The 15248-nt window shown below is 57.3% G+C and carries 10 protein-coding genes, 1 tRNA gene and 7 pseudogenes; 7 read left to right on the plus strand and 11 right to left on the minus strand.

Annotation, left to right across the window (positions count from 1 at the left end; all coding sequences use genetic code 11):
* Nucleotides 1–56: 56 nt before the first annotated feature.
* Both RZS28_RS17230 and RZS28_RS17235 read right to left on the minus strand, forming a co-directional pair.
* Nucleotides 57–615 (minus strand): annotated as a pseudogene (locus tag RZS28_RS17230) (IS3 family transposase); the annotation flags it as partial.
* Between the two features lie 14 nt (nt 616–629).
* Nucleotides 630–833 (minus strand): annotated as a pseudogene (locus tag RZS28_RS17235) (transposase domain-containing protein); the annotation flags it as partial.
* A 134-nt stretch (nt 834–967) separates the two neighbouring features.
* Here RZS28_RS17235 and RZS28_RS17240 point away from each other — a divergent pair.
* Both RZS28_RS17240 and RZS28_RS17245 read left to right on the plus strand, forming a co-directional pair.
* Nucleotides 968–1351, plus strand: coding sequence for a recombinase family protein (locus RZS28_RS17240; RefSeq protein ID WP_407338960.1), 384 nt, complete (start codon nt 968–970; stop codon nt 1349–1351).
* Nucleotides 1348–1590, plus strand: coding sequence for a hypothetical protein (locus RZS28_RS17245; RefSeq protein ID WP_407338961.1), 243 nt, complete (start codon nt 1348–1350; stop codon nt 1588–1590). Before RZS28_RS17240 ends, RZS28_RS17245 begins: the two co-directional genes overlap by 4 nt.
* A 205-nt stretch (nt 1591–1795) precedes the next feature.
* Here the strand turns inward: RZS28_RS17245 and RZS28_RS17250 are convergent.
* A pseudogene (locus RZS28_RS17250) lies at nt 1796–2622 on the minus strand (IS256 family transposase).
* The gene (locus tag RZS28_RS17255) at nt 2507–3136 is read right to left on the minus strand and encodes a transposase (RefSeq protein WP_407338962.1); all 630 of its coding nucleotides are present in this window, start codon (nt 3134–3136) and stop codon (nt 2507–2509) included. The pseudogene RZS28_RS17250 and the gene RZS28_RS17255 overlap by 116 nt, the downstream one beginning before the upstream one ends.
* Here RZS28_RS17255 and RZS28_RS17260 point away from each other — a divergent pair.
* Nucleotides 3066–3473, plus strand: a pseudogene (locus RZS28_RS17260) (serine recombinase); the annotation flags it as partial. The gene RZS28_RS17255 and the pseudogene RZS28_RS17260 sit on opposite strands and share 71 nt — an antisense overlap.
* Before the next feature lie 81 nt (nt 3474–3554).
* Here RZS28_RS17260 and RZS28_RS17265 read toward each other — a convergent pair.
* A pseudogene (locus tag RZS28_RS17265) lies at nt 3555–4578 on the minus strand (IS110 family transposase).
* 75 nt (nt 4579–4653) lie between these two features.
* On the opposite strand from RZS28_RS17265, the pseudogene RZS28_RS17270 reads away from it, so the two are divergent.
* Nucleotides 4654–4791, plus strand: a pseudogene (locus RZS28_RS17270) (transposase); the annotation flags it as partial.
* A gap of 375 nt (nt 4792–5166) precedes the next feature.
* Complete coding sequence (locus RZS28_RS17275; protein ID WP_407338963.1) at nt 5167–5931, plus strand: hypothetical protein; 765 nt, start codon at nt 5167–5169, stop codon at nt 5929–5931.
* A gap of 139 nt (nt 5932–6070) precedes the next feature.
* On the opposite strand, the pseudogene RZS28_RS17280 reads toward RZS28_RS17275, so the two are convergent.
* A pseudogene (locus RZS28_RS17280) lies at nt 6071–6307 on the minus strand (transposase); the annotation flags it as partial.
* Nucleotides 6308–6674: 367 nt separating this feature from the next.
* Here RZS28_RS17280 and RZS28_RS17285 point away from each other — a divergent pair.
* A complete protein-coding gene (locus tag RZS28_RS17285; RefSeq protein WP_407338964.1) occupies nt 6675–7448 on the plus strand; it encodes a class I SAM-dependent methyltransferase in 774 nt (257 codons plus the stop codon).
* 12 nt (nt 7449–7460) lie between these two features.
* On the opposite strand, the gene RZS28_RS17290 is transcribed toward RZS28_RS17285, so the two are convergent.
* From RZS28_RS17290 to RZS28_RS17310, 5 genes are all read right to left on the minus strand, one after another.
* A complete protein-coding gene (locus tag RZS28_RS17290) occupies nt 7461–9287 on the minus strand; it encodes a hypothetical protein (protein ID WP_407338965.1) in 1827 nt (608 codons plus the stop codon).
* Between the two features lie 178 nt (nt 9288–9465).
* Nucleotides 9466–10269, minus strand: a complete 804-nt coding sequence (locus RZS28_RS17295; protein ID WP_407338966.1) for an ABC transporter permease — start codon at nt 10267–10269, stop codon at nt 9466–9468.
* A gap of 9 nt (nt 10270–10278) precedes the next feature.
* Nucleotides 10279–10929 (minus strand): ABC transporter ATP-binding protein, encoded by a 651-nt coding sequence (locus RZS28_RS17300; RefSeq protein ID WP_407338967.1) that lies wholly within the window; start codon nt 10927–10929, stop codon nt 10279–10281.
* 9 nt (nt 10930–10938) lie between these two features.
* Nucleotides 10939–12243, minus strand: coding sequence for a hypothetical protein (locus RZS28_RS17305; protein WP_407338968.1), 1305 nt, complete (start codon nt 12241–12243; stop codon nt 10939–10941).
* Nucleotides 12244–12624: 381 nt separating this feature from the next.
* Nucleotides 12625–12714 (minus strand) — tRNA-Ser (locus RZS28_RS17310).
* A gap of 222 nt (nt 12715–12936) precedes the next feature.
* On the opposite strand from RZS28_RS17310, the gene RZS28_RS17315 reads away from it, so the two are divergent.
* Nucleotides 12937–15246 carry a Tex family protein gene (locus RZS28_RS17315; protein WP_407338969.1) on the plus strand — a complete coding sequence of 770 codons (2310 nt, stop codon included), beginning with the start codon at nt 12937–12939 and terminating at the stop codon, nt 15244–15246.
* The last annotated feature ends 2 nt before the right edge of the window (nt 15247–15248 follow it).

Here is a 15248-nt window from a genome sequence, read left to right on the forward strand (position 1 = left end):
CCCAAAGCAGATCCAAGAACTTTTCGGGTCTGAGGATTCGGCTGTGGTTCTGTCGCCGCCTCCATCGTGATCGACACCCGATGCGACAGAACCCGGCGGCTGAACCAGTCGACGATCGCCGTGAGATAGACGAAACCGCGCGTCATCGGAATCTAGGTGATGTCCGTCGCCCTGACCTGGTTGGGCCGTTCGATCTTCAGGCCGCGCAGGAGGTAAGGATAAATCTTGTGGCCGGCGTGGGCTTCGACGTGTTCGGGCACCGATAGATCGCATCGATCCCCATGCGCCGCATCAATGTCGCGACATGGCGGCGGCCAATCGATACGCCTTCGCGATTCAGCAGATCGCGCAGCAGCCGGCTGCCCGCGAAAGGATATTCAGATGCAGCTCGTCAAGCCGGCGCGTGATCTTCAGGTTCTCGGGAGAAACTGGCCTGGGTTTGTAATAGAGGACGCCCCGGCTGAGGTTCAGCGCGTTCGCCTGTCGGGCGCCGGGAAGATCGTGATTGCGGTCGATCATCGCGCTCAGCATGCCCGCCTTGGTGAGCGCGCCTTCCAAAAAATCATTTTCCAGCGTCAGCTCCGCGATCTTGGCGTGCAGCGCCTTCAAATCCACCGTAAGCGATGTTTTCAAGCCACGTCTTTGAGATCTTGCGTTGACGCGTAGGCCCAGGGCAGGAGTTGGTCGATTTGGCTGTTGGGGTGGTTGTTGACGATCCGCGTGATGACGTCGGCAAGATAGGCGTTCGGCTCGACGCCGCAGAGTTTGCATGTCTTGACGAGCGAGGCGACGCCGGCAAAAAGCGCGTTCTTCCGATTGAGCGCAATCATCCGTTCATTCTGCCCATATCGGGCAGGAAGTCGAGGTCCATTATCGTTGGCATCCCCTCTACGGTCGGCGTCTTCGGCAGCAATACAGCGAGCAGCGCACCGGGGGCCGGGTTGTCCACGTCGAGGCGACGCCCGGCGTGATCATCGTGTTGGCGGCTTGGATGTTGGATCCGGCTGCTTGCGTTGCTTTCGATTGGACGCCGATCCGCTATCGCAACGTCATATCCGTTCTTAAAAACCCGTTTTATGCTGGGGCTTACGCTTATGGAAAAAGCGAGAAGCGCACCGCGATTATCGATGGACGTCCTTCCAAGACCTACGGCCATGGCAAGCCTTTCGACGAGTGGGAGGTCATGCTCAAAGGGCACCACGAAGGTTATATCGACTGGGCCGAGTTCGAACGGAACCAAAAACAACTGGCGGCCAATACTTACGGCTGGATCGGCGGCGCCAAGTCCGGCCGGGCGGCCAGGCGCTTCTGGCCGGTCTTCTCACCTGCGGACATTGTGGGCGCCGGTTGACGGTCACCTATTCTGGCCGCACGCCTGCGCAACGGGTCTATCGTTGCGATCATCCCAACTTTATGCTGGGTCAGCCCCGTTGCCTGACGTTCGGTGGCTCTCGCGTCGAGGCTGCTCTGGCCCGAGAGCTTCTGCGAGCTGTGGAGCCGATGGCGATCGAGGCCGCGCTGGAAGCGGAGCGAATGCGTATGGAGAGCCAAGACGAACGGCGACGCGCCCTCGAACTGGAACTGCAGTAGGCCCGCTATGAAGCCTCACTGGCCGAGCGCCGCTATGCCGCCTGTGACCCGGACAATCGATTGATCGCCGCGCAATTGGAAAAGTCCTGGGAAAGAGCGCTCCATCGCGTGGAAAGTTTGTCAGACGCGATTGGAGGAGGCTACGAGAGCGCCCAACCCGGTCGCGGGAGTGTCCGAAATTTTGTGTGCGGGGCCGGGTTGACCATCACGCGGTGACGAACCTTTCGTCAAACATGATGGCGAATTGGGTCTTTGCCTCGCACCATTCGCGCGGCGGCATTTTCCATTCTCCCGCGACTTGGCGCAAGACGAGATACAACAGCTTCATCGCCGCGTCGTCGGTTGGAAAATGTCCCCTTGTCCGCACGGCGCGCCGCAATTTCGCATTCAAGGATTCTATGGCGTTCGTAGTGTAGATGATCCGCCGCAGCGCCTCAGGAAAGGCGAAAAACGGGATGACCTGCTCCCAGTTTCTCCGCGAGCTCTGAGCGATTGAAGGGTATTTCTTGCCCCAAGGACCGGCGTCGAAAGCCTCGAGGGCTCCCTTGCCAGCCTCGGCGTCTTGGCCCGGTAGACTTTCTTCAGTTCGGCGGCGATGGCCCTGCGGTCTTTCCAGGAGGCGAAATCCATCGAGTTTCGAATGAGATGGACGATGCAAGTTTGCACGATCGTCTGCGGGAAAACCGCGTTGATCGCCTCCGGAAAACCTTTCAGCCCGTCGACCACGGCGATAAGAATGTCGCCGACGCCGCGATTTTTCAGCTCGTTCATCACCCGCAGCCAGAATTTGGCGCCCTCGGAGGTCTCTATCCACAGGCCCAGAATATCCTTGGTTCCTTCCGGCGTAACGCCCAGCGCGACATAAACCGCCTTATTGCGAACCAAGCCTTCGTCGCGGATTTTGGCGCGAAGGGCGTCAAAGAACACCAGCGGATACATCGCCTCGAGCGGCCGGTTCTGCCATTCGGCGACCGTTTCCAGAACGGCGTCGGTGATCGTCGAGATCAGGTCCGGCGAGACTTCCAGCCCCATACAACTCCATGAGATGGCCCTGAATCTCTCGAACCGTCATGCCCCGCGCATACATCGACACGATCTTCTCGTCGAAGCCCGGAAAACGGCGCTGATAGCGCGCGATCAGCTTGGGATCGAAGCTCCTCTCGCGGTCGCGTGGAACCTTGATGTCGATCTTCGACGTCTCGGTCAGCACTGTCTTCTTCGAATAGCCGTTGCGGTGATTGGATTTGCCCGCCGCCGCCTCGCCTTCAAGATGATCGTGCAGCTCCGCGTTCAAAACCCGCTCGGCCAAAGCCTTTTTCAGCTCGCCGAAAAGCCCGTCCTTGGAAAATACGTCCTTCGGATCCCGGCCCGAGAGGAGAGAAGCTGGTCCAGTGTCTCCTTCTTGATCGCCATAGTCCGCCTCCAGCGGTTCTACTATGGCCCAACACACAAGATTCCTGACAGTCCCTCGTGTCGCTGATACACCGGACTTCGCTGGGCTCGCCGATGATCTCAAAGCGGCATGGAACTCGCCGAATGTCACCATGCGCGCGCGTCAGCAGCTTTTGCGCGCCCTAATCACCGACATCATCGCCGACGTCGATGAAGCAGTGCGTGAGGTCATCCTGACGATCCATTGGCGGGGCGGACAGCATTCGCAATTGCGGGTGCGTAAACCAAAGACCGGGGAACATGGCTGCCGCACGCCCGACGAAGCTCTGGCGGTGATCCGCAGCATGGCGGCTCGATGGTCCGACTAACATATTGCCGCGTCCTTGAACCGAATGGGAATGCGCACCGGCCAGGGGAAAACCTGGACAGCCCACCGTGTCAGCTCGTTACGAAGGGTGCATGGCATCCATGCCTATCGCTCGGCCGAAAAGATTTTCCGACCCCGTCTCTGCGACCGCTGCGCCATACCTTCCGTTTGACCTTCCTACGCCGTCGACAACCTCTCGATCTTGCTATGCGGCTATGATCGGAGCTCGATAAATTTCACCCTTGCTTAGCAGCGCCCACGCGACGCGCGCCATTTTGCTGGCCAGCGCCATTCTAACCAACATCGGAGGCTTACGACGCAGCATGCGATCTAGCCAAGATCCCGGCTGCGCCCCTTTACGGGCGGCCCATGAGGCGACCGCGCTGGCGCCAATGATGAGCCGGCGCCGCAGCGTCCGTTCGCCCATTCGCGAAATTCTTCCGAGGCGCTCCTTGCCGCCCGTCGAGTGCTGAACAGGCGTCAAACCAAGCCAGACTGCAAAGTCACGTCCACGCCTGAAAGTTTCGATCGGCGGCGCAAGGCCGGCCAAAGCCGTCGCCGTGATAGCGCCGATGCCCGGAATTCATTAGTCGGCGCGCCACTTGATCGTCTTTCGCTGGGCGTTCAATCTCCCGATCAAGACTTGCGACGCGCACCTTCAACGCGCTCAGTTGGTCGACCAGCAGTTCGAGGATCTCGCGCGCAGCGTCCGGCAGACCGGACATCGGATCCTTTACCAGAGCGACGAGCTTCGACAGATCTTGCGGTCTCTTGGCGACAATCAGGCCGAACTCAGTCAGATGACCACGCAAAGCATTAATCGCCTGCGTGCGTTGGCGAATAAGCAAATCACGAGTCCGGAATATGATCGCCGCCGCTTGCGCCTCTTCGCTCTTGACCGCTACGAACCTCATAGTCGGACGTTGCGCCGCTTCGCAGATCGCCTCGGCGTCGGACGCATCGTTTTTCTGCCGCTTAACGAACGGTTTCACATAGGCTGGGGCGATCAGCTTGACGGAGTGTCCGAGCTTGGCGAGTTCGCGCCCCCAGTAATGACCGCTGGCGCATGCCTCCATCGCCACCGCGCATCGCGAAAGAGTCGCGAAAAACGGCAAAACCTGTTGTCGCCGCAGCTTTTTACGGAAAACGACAGCGCCTTGCTGATCGGCTCCGTGAGCCTGAAACACATGCTTCGCGAGATCGAGCCCAACTGTGATAACGTTTTCCATGGACGCCTCCATTTAGTGGCCTGCAAGGTCGCCATTCTGGCACAATGATGCCGTCGAGGGGGCGTCCACCCCATCAACCTGCCAGCCCACAAAGTTCGTGGCGTTCGCGAAGCCATCGAAGCGGCCGGCGCGACGTTGATGTATTTGCCCGCCTACTCGCCAGACTTCAACCCGATCGAACAGGCGTTCGCAAAGCTTAAAGCCCTGCTGCGAGATTAGGTTCGCCGGAATCGGCCGCTATCGATGCCTCACCCGCAACTTCGGGCGCTATGCACGAACGGTCGCCGCCTTCGTCCGCATTACCACGATCCGAATCATGCTCAGGTAGCTGTCCAGTCAAGCTCTTGCTCATGAGCCCATCCTTGTTGGATCAGCTCTAAAGCGGCGTGGCGGCTTTAGGCGCTTGGTGAAGTTGTCCGCGCGATGACATTTCACGATTTGCATAGCCAATTTCAGTCTTTCGGGACGCGTAATCTGCGAAGACGAGAGACGGCGAGCTTGAACGGTGGCATCGAAATTCAAAAAAGCATATAAAGAATACCCTGCGGGGACGGTACCCTCGCCATTGTGCTTCCAAGGATACTATAGATGTTTGCCAACGTTGTCGAGATACGAGCAACTTTCCACGAGATCGGGCAAGCCATCCGCGCCGGAAAGCTGGGTGTGGAGCCTCACCGGTATCCCTACGCCCTCGGCCTCGCACATGGCGTCTGCCAGGCGATTCATTGCGGTTACGATTCTCTGGTGGCTGTGGAACTAGGCGTCGCGCACGGCAACGGTCTTATGAACCTATGCCGGGCCGCAGCATACTTCAGAGAGCGGTTCCGCTTTTCTATCGATGTCTACGGATTCGATAATGCGGCCGGTCTGCCGGAACCTCAAGGCTACAAGGACCATCCGGAAATTTGGTCCAAGGGCGATTTCGCACGGCCAGACCATGAAGGAGTTCGAGTAGGTCTGCCGGAGTTTGGCCATCTCATCATCGGCGACGTTGGGGAGACAGTCCGCGCGTTTGAGCAAACGCTCGGCGATAGGCATCTCGCCTTTGTCTCCGTCGATCTTGACTACTACTCGTCGACAAAGCGTGCGATGCCGCTTTTCCAGTTCGCGCCGGAGCGTTACATCCCGGCGCTTCCTGTATATTTTGATGACGTGCGTGGGTTGATCAGCATGAATCCGTGGTGTGGCGAAGAGTTAGCGATCTCAGAGTTCAACGCTGAAAATGAGATGCGTAAAATCGCCCGAAAGGATTACGGCGTGCATCCCCAATTCTACATCTGCCATGTTCTTGATCATCCAATTCGGCAAGGGACGATAAAGCCGAAATTCAGTTTCGAGATTTGGCCATTCTAATCGTATCGTCTCAGCTTCTGCTTTTCAACCGGCCGCAATAATCGTGCATGTCCCTCCGCTATTCGCGCCGTATCGGCCGTCAAATCGACGGCCTTCTTAGTCGTGCTATTAATGACTACCAACATATAAGTGGGATTTCATCGGTCCGCACGTCCCTCAGTGCGCTGACCTCGTGACGCAGGTCTTTCACCTCGTCCGAGGTTGCAGCCCTCGCCATATCACCAGCCAGCTGCTTCTCGCCGGCCTTCCGGAACTCATTTTACTAGCGATAATAGAGATTCTGGACGGATTCCGTCGCGGCGGCAGAGCTCCGCGATGCTGCCTTGCCACGCGGGCGCTCCAGCACAATGCAGATTTTCTTTTCAGCCGAGAATTGCCCACCTAACAGTATAGCTTAAGGTCTACATGCAGCGACAGGCATACCAAAATGTAGCCCACCGTCCCCGGTTACTCCCCCGCTCCTTGAAAGGCTACAATGAGCCAGAAATCCTCCTTATCTTCACCTCAGATTTGTCTCATGGGAGCCGACGTTGGACACAGCTATGATGCAACCTGAGCAAAGAACCCTGTAGCTGATCAGCGCGCCAATGAAACCGAGACGACTGTCGGTGATGATTATGTTGCCCCTTTCAGTGTTTTCTGCAACTTTGTTCCCATAGTAGTTCACAGGGGCATTGAGCTTATGACAAGAGACATGCGTGCACTGATTGGGCTGGACCTCCCTAAATTAAAAGGGCTAGAGTTTGGACCGCTATCACGCCCAAAAATTCTCAAAATTGAATCTGATGTTTTATTATATTGATCATTACACAACAGCAGACCTTCGTTCCAAGTATCCACTTGGCGGCGAAGTAGCGTCACATGACATCGTAAACGTTGATTTTGTGGACGATGGCCGACCGCTAGCGGAAATAACGGCTGATAAAGCTCCCTTTGACTACGTGGTTGCATCGCACGTTATAGAGCACGTGCCCGACTTAGTCGGATGGCTCAAAGACATCCTGGCGGTTCTTAAAGACGGAGGAACTCTCGCTCTCTGGATACCTGATAAGCGATTTACCTGGGATTTGTTTCGACGCTTAAGTGCGCGCGAAGAAATTCGCGCCGCATACGAAGAACGGCGTGCACGCCCGGGCCTACGCTGCATAATGGATCATTTCGCTTACGCGACAAACGTTGTCTGCTGGCACTTATGGGAGGACTTTCGCATAGTCAGAGACGTTAAATACACTCATGGTCCGGAGCTTCTTGCTGTGGCGGCTAGGCAATACGAGGCTGGAAACTATATTGATGTCCATTGCTGGGTCTTCACTCCGTGGTCCTTCTTGGACCTCATGGGCTGGATGACGCAAGAATTTGGGCTCTATTATGATCTTCAATTCATGGTGCAGCTTAGGAAAAATCCGAGTGGCAAATCTTCAACAGATTGGGATCAGGAAAAAAGAAAGGCTCTCGCCGGAGCTCTTTGGCCGCATAATACTAAAGAGGTCGGGATGGAGCTAGGCATCCCAATGTAACCATGGAAGCTTTTACAAAGACGCATAGACCGCAACGCTGATCCGTCCAGGCTTGACCATCTTATAGCAGAAATGAATTTTGATGGAGGTCTGGTCGGCGCTTATGACGCTTGCCGAGAGAGCGCCGAACTCGCCTGTTGGGACGCTCGCTGTTAGCTGAATATGCGTTAAAGGTGGCGCGTCGGCCAGTCCATGCGGCACAGCGATATCCGAGCAGCCACTCTCGTTGATCCAGGCAGTGGTCGCCGCCGACCAGCCGGACAGCAGTTTTCCTGTCGTGCGCCCAAATTGGAAGTGGTTTGGGTCGGTGACATTTCGCGCGATCGAACCCGTTGGATCGAATTGCTCATCCTCGACGATATAGGGGCCGCCCGTGGGTCCATCCGCGAGGCTGAGGTTGACCGCGCCTGGCGCGATCGCGACATATTGGTTCCCATGCAGGGTGACCGTCTTGGACTGATTGATCTGGATGCCTTGCGCGCCAATGGAAGCGAGATGATTATCTGCGATGATTATATTGCCGGCATTGCTATTCAGAGCTAGTCCGTATCCACAGAAGGCAAAATCATTGCCTATAAATCTGACATTTCCGAGCGGAGATGCATTGGCATTATCATGGAAGACGCAGATCCCGGTCTTTTGCTCGTTGGGCGTCGAAACCCAATTCCCAATGAATTTGAGGCCTACGACGCCCGTGCCAGTCGGCTTGAGAATTATATTGCGCTTGTCGCCCTGATCGAAGCCGACACCTTGCACTGACATGTCCAGGACCTGTTCGATCTGAAGGTTTACATTCGTGGTGAGATAGTACCCGCCTTGAAGATAAAAGCCTTCGGGTCGGGGGGCGCCATCGGACGCGTGGATGACGAGGCCTTTTCCAACCCCGCCAACGATATTGTCATTGGCGGCGCTGACGATATTGATCGGATTGTTCTTGACCCAACGTGCGCCGTCAAACACGATGAGGTCGCTCACCGACCATAACGACGTTCCGTCTATGTCGGCGGTCCCCGCCGCAGTCACTTGGTAATAGTCGCCGAGCGCACCTGATTTTGACTGAATCGGCGGAGAGTTTGTATGTGCATCCCAGGCGCCTTTTGACTGATAATGCGGCAGCCAAAGTGAGGGTGTCGAGGTTCTGTCTATGTCGATCGCCCACGCGTTCCGACGGCCATTATTGATGTTGTTGCCGATGATCCGTACCATTGACCCACGTGCATAGATGAGCGGGTTGGAATTGGTCGAATCGGTCCCCGAGAGCGAGTTATTTTTCACTCGACACCCACTTGCAGGGCCAAGGTTGAAGATTGAACCCGCCGATCCCGTATGGGTAATATTCAGGTTTTCAAACGCGCAGCTATCGCCTCCCGCAGCAAATGTGTCACGCGCCGCGGTCGTGAAGATAGGTGCATTGGGGGAACCTCCATCGGCAGCGCCGATGATGGCGTGCCCGGGAGGTAGCACCACCGTTGAGTTGATGATATATGCGCCTGTGCAACCTTTAGGGGCCAACAGGACCACCTTGCTTGCTATGACGGCTTTCTGAAGCGCAGGGCCATCGTCGGTTGATCCGTCGCAAACAGCACCAAATTCGCGCGTGGAGCTAATCGCACTGTCCCACGGCTTCTCGAAAGGAACGTCAAAACGCACATCGGACCGAGCTTGAGGACCCTCAATGCAATCCGCGGATATCAGTAGGGCAGTCGTAACTAACAAAAACTCAAGCGCGGGTCGCATTCTCAGAAGCCAACTAAACGCCAGCCGAAGGCTGGATACCAAGCGCGCAGCGTCTAACATCCCGATCTTTTCTTTCTTCCCAAACTGGCCGCCCGTCAGCATGATAGTTTTTAACTGGTGAACTCGGGTTACGGTCCTTCGATTTTTTTGCCTCGAATAAGTCCTCCTGCAACGTTAATGTTTCGTGCCGACACACCTAGCAATTAGAATGGAGGAGTAGGTGCCGGAGTAGGCGTTAGCTTTGCTATACCATAGAAAGGGCCATGTTCCGAAGCCGCTCTCAAAGGACTCGTCTGGCGAGCCTTTCTCCGATCAGGCTAAAAGCGAGGCATGCCGTGGAAAAACCGATAAGATACGGCACGTTCAAAAGCCTATCTGGATAATCTTCATAATAGGAATAACGAATCCACTCGACGCATTGGAGCAAAGGATTAAGCGCGAGCCACTGATCATATGGCTCTGGAATAATTGACGGAAAAAATATCACGCCAGAAGCAATCCACATAAGTGGAATGGAAAGAGAATAAGCAAAGAACCAAAATGGGATAACTCGTGCAATCAGAGAATTGGCTGCGCCGAAGCAAAAACTTAAATATATAGTCCCAACAAACCCAAATAAAACGCCGGGCCAATCCCTGGGTGTGAAGCCGTTTGAAAAAATATTTAATATAAATATTAGGAATATAAAAACAACGATACAACTAACGACTTCGATAATGCCGCGCGCAAATAGAATATCGAATACCTTTACTCTATTAAAATAGAGAAGTGGACCGTTTTCCAGCGGCGCAATCACAATGCGGCGTGATAGGTACAGATAAATAACGAAAGGAAGAATCGACAGGCCAAAATAAATGATCTGATCGTTCCCGACAGGCGCTATTCGCCCGAATATATAATAGGCAATGAGAAGCGCAATCAAATGCGCAAGCGGCATCAACAAGATCATTAGGAAGCCGGTGTAATAAGCTCCCGCCCTGACCCTGATGTCGCGCAAGACAATTGCATTGATCACCGCGAGGGCGATTGCGAGCGAGGAAGCTGGAGGTCGGCGCGTCCGCTCCGTCATCATCTTTTCATCCACAGCCGCGCCTCAATGGTTCTTTCGATAAAACTCGACAGCGTCGTCAATATGCCCAAAGGCGATGAGCTTGCCGTGATGAAGCGCGAGCCCGCGATCGCAATAGGCCTTGATCGTCCCGATGTCGTGCGACACCATGATAATGCTGCTTCGGCCGCGCCTTTCGTCAAAAGCCTCTCTGCATCGCAAGCCAAATCTGGCGTCGCCGACAGCGGTGATCTCGTCGACGAGATAGCACTCGAAATCGATCGCCATGGAGAGGCCGAAGGCGAGCCGCGCGCCCATGCCGGAAGAATAGGTCGAGACGGGCATATCGAAATAATGGCCGATCTCGGAGAAATATTCCACGAAATCGATGACGCGCCGTGTATCGGCGCCATAGATGCGGCTGACGAATTTGATGTTTTCCCGGCCGGTCATGGCCGGATGGAAGCCGCCGCCAAAGCCAAGCGGCCAGGAGACGCGGACATCGCGCGTGACCTTGCCTGAATTCGGCAGTTCAGTGCCTGCAAGCAATCGCATCAACGTCGATTTGCCGGCTCCGTTCGGGCCGAATATTCCATAGGAGTGTTTCGTGTCGAACGTATAGCTCACATTGTCGAGGACCACCTTGCGATGGTTCTCGGTCCTGTAGACTTTTGTGACGCCAGCTAAGCGAATCATCGGTTCGCTTCATCCTCCGAGCTTGCGCAGCGCCATGCGCGATCCGACCAGTCCGATTCTATAGGCCGCAGCGACGGCGCCGACGCCGAGAAGGCTGAACAAGAGCCGGTTCGGATAGGAGGGGTCATGCGCCAGAACCGGACGGACGAATGTGGCGAGATAGACCTTCTTTCCTTCCGCGTTGATCCGGGCCCGTTCCAGAACCGCGGCGGCCAGGGTATATTGTTTTTCAGCGATTTGCTTTTCGAGCTCGAATTCGTCGAAACGCGTGATCTTGCCGGCAATAGTGTCCGCGCCGGATCCGCCCTGTGAAGTCAGTAGCTCGTCGAGGCCGGCAATCTGTTCGCCTATCACGTCAATCCGCGTGCGCAGGATCTGATTTTGCGGCGCCGTTTCGGCGACATTACCACGTCGCGAGGCGGTCAGCTCCTGCTCCAGCCGGATTTTTTCAAGCCGAAGCTCCGAAATCAATCGTCCTATCCCTTCCGCAGTGCGCCGCGGATCGAGAGTGGATTGCTCATTGCGGAGATCGCGAAGGGACATGCGCGCATTGCGAAGCCGGCCTTCGGCGCGCGCCAACTCGGACTCCGCTTCGCTGACCGCGTCCTTTCGCGCTTGCTCCGAGAGCCCATTGACTAGGCGCTCGCTCAAATCCACCGTGGCGTCGGCGATCTTCAGCGAATCTTCCGGCGTGAACGCGCTGACTTGGACGGTCACGATTCCAGATGGCGATTCGATCGAAATCTTGACCCGCCCACGCCAATATTTGACAAGATCCTCGATCGGCGCCTTGACATTGAAACGGGAAAACCAGTCGATTTTGTCGCTTCCATAAATGGCGCGCAGCCCAATTCGTCGATCGAGGTCTTCGACCAGGGCCTGGCTCTTTATGTAATTGACGATGATGAGAGAATCTTGAACTTGAGTGAAGGAGGCGAGTCCGGTGACAGCCGAAAGGACGTCGCTAGCGGGGCGCTCGCCGCCCCTGACCGCAAAGCGCGCTTCTGAGATGTATTGGCTCGAAGCGATGAGCGAGAAATAGCCGACGACCAAACCGGCCGGCGCTGCGAAAAAGATCAAAAGCCCCAGAAGCTCGGGCCGGAGCCTCCAGGCCTGGGTGAAGGTCTGATATCCGAGCCTGGCGCCAACCTGCCAGCTTGGCCGCGAGACCGCGCGGGTCTTGGCGAGCCGCAAGGTTCGCGCCGAACGGCGTAATTCTTCCGACACGGATGCGGCGCGTTCGAGCGCGGTCGCTCGCTTCTCAGCGAAGGCGCCAGTGTTCAAATCGCCAGATTCATCCTTAGCGGCAGTCACGCCGTCGCCCCATGGCCTGTTGCATCGCCTTAATCGACGTTTTGCGATAATAATATCTGAACATTATGAATAGTGACCTCTGAGCGGGTTACAATAGTGAGCGATTTTGTCCAAACCGCGTCGATTGGTAGCGAATTGTTACGCAATCAGGCCTGGCGGGGAATTAGACGTCTTGATCCAACCCGAAGGATCGGTTTGATTTTCGTGGGATTTTCGGGAATCACGCGAAAATTAACAACTGATCGCCAGCCTTCTTCGGAACTGATGGCGTCAGTTCGCCACGACCCACGCAATTCGACTCCAAATATTGGATAAATTGTCGGGTAATGCTTCCAGGGATCCAAAATAATCCTGGTATTTCAATCTATTATTGAAATCAAATGGCGGAGGGAGCGGGATTCGAACCCGCGATACGGTTTCCCGCATACACACTTTCCAGGCGTGCGCCTTCAACCACTCGGCCACCCCTCCGGAAGTTCGCTCGGGCTGACATGTTCCCGTCTGCCCTCTGGCTCGTCCGGCCGAATCCGCCAAAAGGCGAGATCCGGCGATGCGGCGCGTCGCGACTGGCGCGCACTATAGTGACGCGGGGCGCAAGCGCAAGCTGGCAGCGCGATGTAAGCGCCCTTTCTTGGCTTCCCTGCCCGCCTCGCCTATGGTCGCGCCTCCGAATCTCCAATCAATGAAACGCGAATGACCCCTGCCCCCGACCGCATCCTTCAAACGATAGCTTCCGAAATCCGGGCGAGGCCCGAACAAGTGAGGGCGGCGGTCGATCTGCTCGACGAAGGCGCGACGGTCCCTTTCGTGGCGCGCTACCGCAAGGAGGCGACCGGAGGGCTCGACGACACGCAGCTTCGTCAGCTCGAAGAGCGGCTCGCCTATCTGCGGGAGTTAGAGGCGCGGCGCGCCAGCGTCCTCGAAACGATCAGCGGCCAAGGCAAGCTCACCGCAGAGCTGCAAGCGAAGATCGCCGAGGCCGCCACGAAAGCTGAGCTCGAGGATATTTATCTGCCGTTTCGGCCGAAGCGCCGCACCCGCGCCGAGATTGCCCGCGAGCGTGGACTTGGGCCTTTGGCGGACGCTCTTCTCGCCGACCGCGCCGCCATTCCCGCCGCGCTCGCCGAATCCTTTCTCTCGGAAGCCGTCCCCGACATCAAGACGGCGCTGGACGGCGCCAGGGACATTCTTGCCGAGACCTTTGCCGAAAATGCCGATCTCGTTGGGCGGCTCAGAAGCTACGTCAAGGGAAACGCGATGCTGCGCGCGCGCGTCATTGAGGGCAAGGAGGAGGCGGGCGCGAAATTTTCGGATTATTTCGATCATAGCGAGCGGTTCGCCAATACGCCGAGCCATCGCGCGCTCGCCATGCTGCGCGGCCGCAACGAGGACGTCCTGTCGCTAGACATCGAAATCGACGCTGACAACGCCTCCGCCGTCAAGCCCGTCGAGCAAATGATCGCCCAGCAGTATGGAATCGCTTTGCAGGGCGGCGCTGCCGACGTCTTTCTGCTCGACGCCGCGCGCTTCGCCTGGCGAACGAAGCTTTCGCTTCATCTGACGCTTGACCTGATGAATGACCTTCGCGAGCGCGCCGAGGCCGAAGCCATTCATGTCTTCGCCCGCAACTTGAAGGACCTGCTGCTTGCGGCGCCGGCCGGCCCGCGGCCGACCATGGGCCTCGATCCCGGCATCCGCACCGGCGTGAAGGTTGCGGTCGTGGATCAAACCGGCAAGCTTTTGGAGACCGCGACCGTCTATCCGTTCCAGCCGCGCAACGATCTTGCGGGCGCCGCCGCCGAACTCGGCCGGCTCATCCGAAAGCACCGCGTCGAACTGATTGCAATTGGCAATGGAACGGCGAGCCGCGAGACCGACCAGCTGGCTGGGGACGTAATCGCCGCCCTGCCCGCGCCGAGCCCGATCAAAGTGGTCGTAAGCGAGGCGGGCGCGTCCGTTTATTCGGCCTCGGCCAAAGCTGCGGCGGAAATGCCTGATCTCGACGTGTCGCTCCGCGGGGCCGTCTCGATCGCCCGCCGGCTGCAGGACCCCCTCGCTGAACTCGTGAAGATCGATCCGAAGTCGATCGGAGTCGGGCAATATCAGCATGACGTCAATCAGACGCGCCTCGCCCGCGCCCTCGACGCCGTCGTCGAGGATGCGGTGAACGCGGTCGGCGTCGATCTCAATACGGCGTCGGCTTCGCTGCTCTCTCGCGTGTCCGGCCTCAGCGCGTCGCTCGCCGATGCGATTGTCGTTCGCCGCGACGAGAAGGGCGCTTTCGCGAGCCGGCGCGATCTTCTGGGCGTCTCCCGTCTCGGTCCCCGCGCCTTCGAGCTTTGCGCCGGATTTTTGCGGATTTCGAACGGGTCAGAGCCGCTCGACGCGTCCTCGGTTCATCCCGAGGCCTATGGGCTCGCCCGAAAGATCGTTTCCGCCTGCGGCCGCGACCTTCGCTCCCTCATGGGCGATTCAGCGACCTTGCAATCACTCGATCCAGCGAAATTCGCCGATGAGCGATTCGGCCTCCCGACCGTGCGCGATATATTGGGCGAGCTGGAAAAGCCCGGCCGCGATCCGCGCCCCGAGTTCAAGACTGCGACATTCGCCGAAGGTATTCACGACATCAAGGACCTGAAGCCCGGCATGACGCTGGAAGGCACAGTCACCAATGTCGCGAATTTCGGCGCTTTCGTCGATATTGGCGTGCATCAGGATGGGCTCGTCCATGTGTCGCAGCTCACCGACCGCTTCGTGAAGGATCCTAGCGCTTTGGTGAAGGCGGGCGACGTCGTGAAGGTGCGCGTGGTGGAGGTTGACCTGAAGCGCAAGCGCATCGCGCTTTCCATGCGCAAGGACGATTCTCCACGCGCCGCGCCTGCGGCTCCGACGAAGGACGGCGCGAGCAAGAAAGACATGCGCCAGCAAGCGCAGCGTCAGGCGAAGCCCGCGTCCCAAGGCGCGCTCGGCGCCGCGCTGAGCGAGGCCTTGGGACGAAAATAGGC

Origin of the sequence: Methylocapsa polymorpha (assembly GCF_045689225.1) — a bacterium.
GTDB classification, from domain to species: Bacteria; Pseudomonadota; Alphaproteobacteria; order Rhizobiales; family Beijerinckiaceae; genus Methylocapsa; species Methylocapsa polymorpha.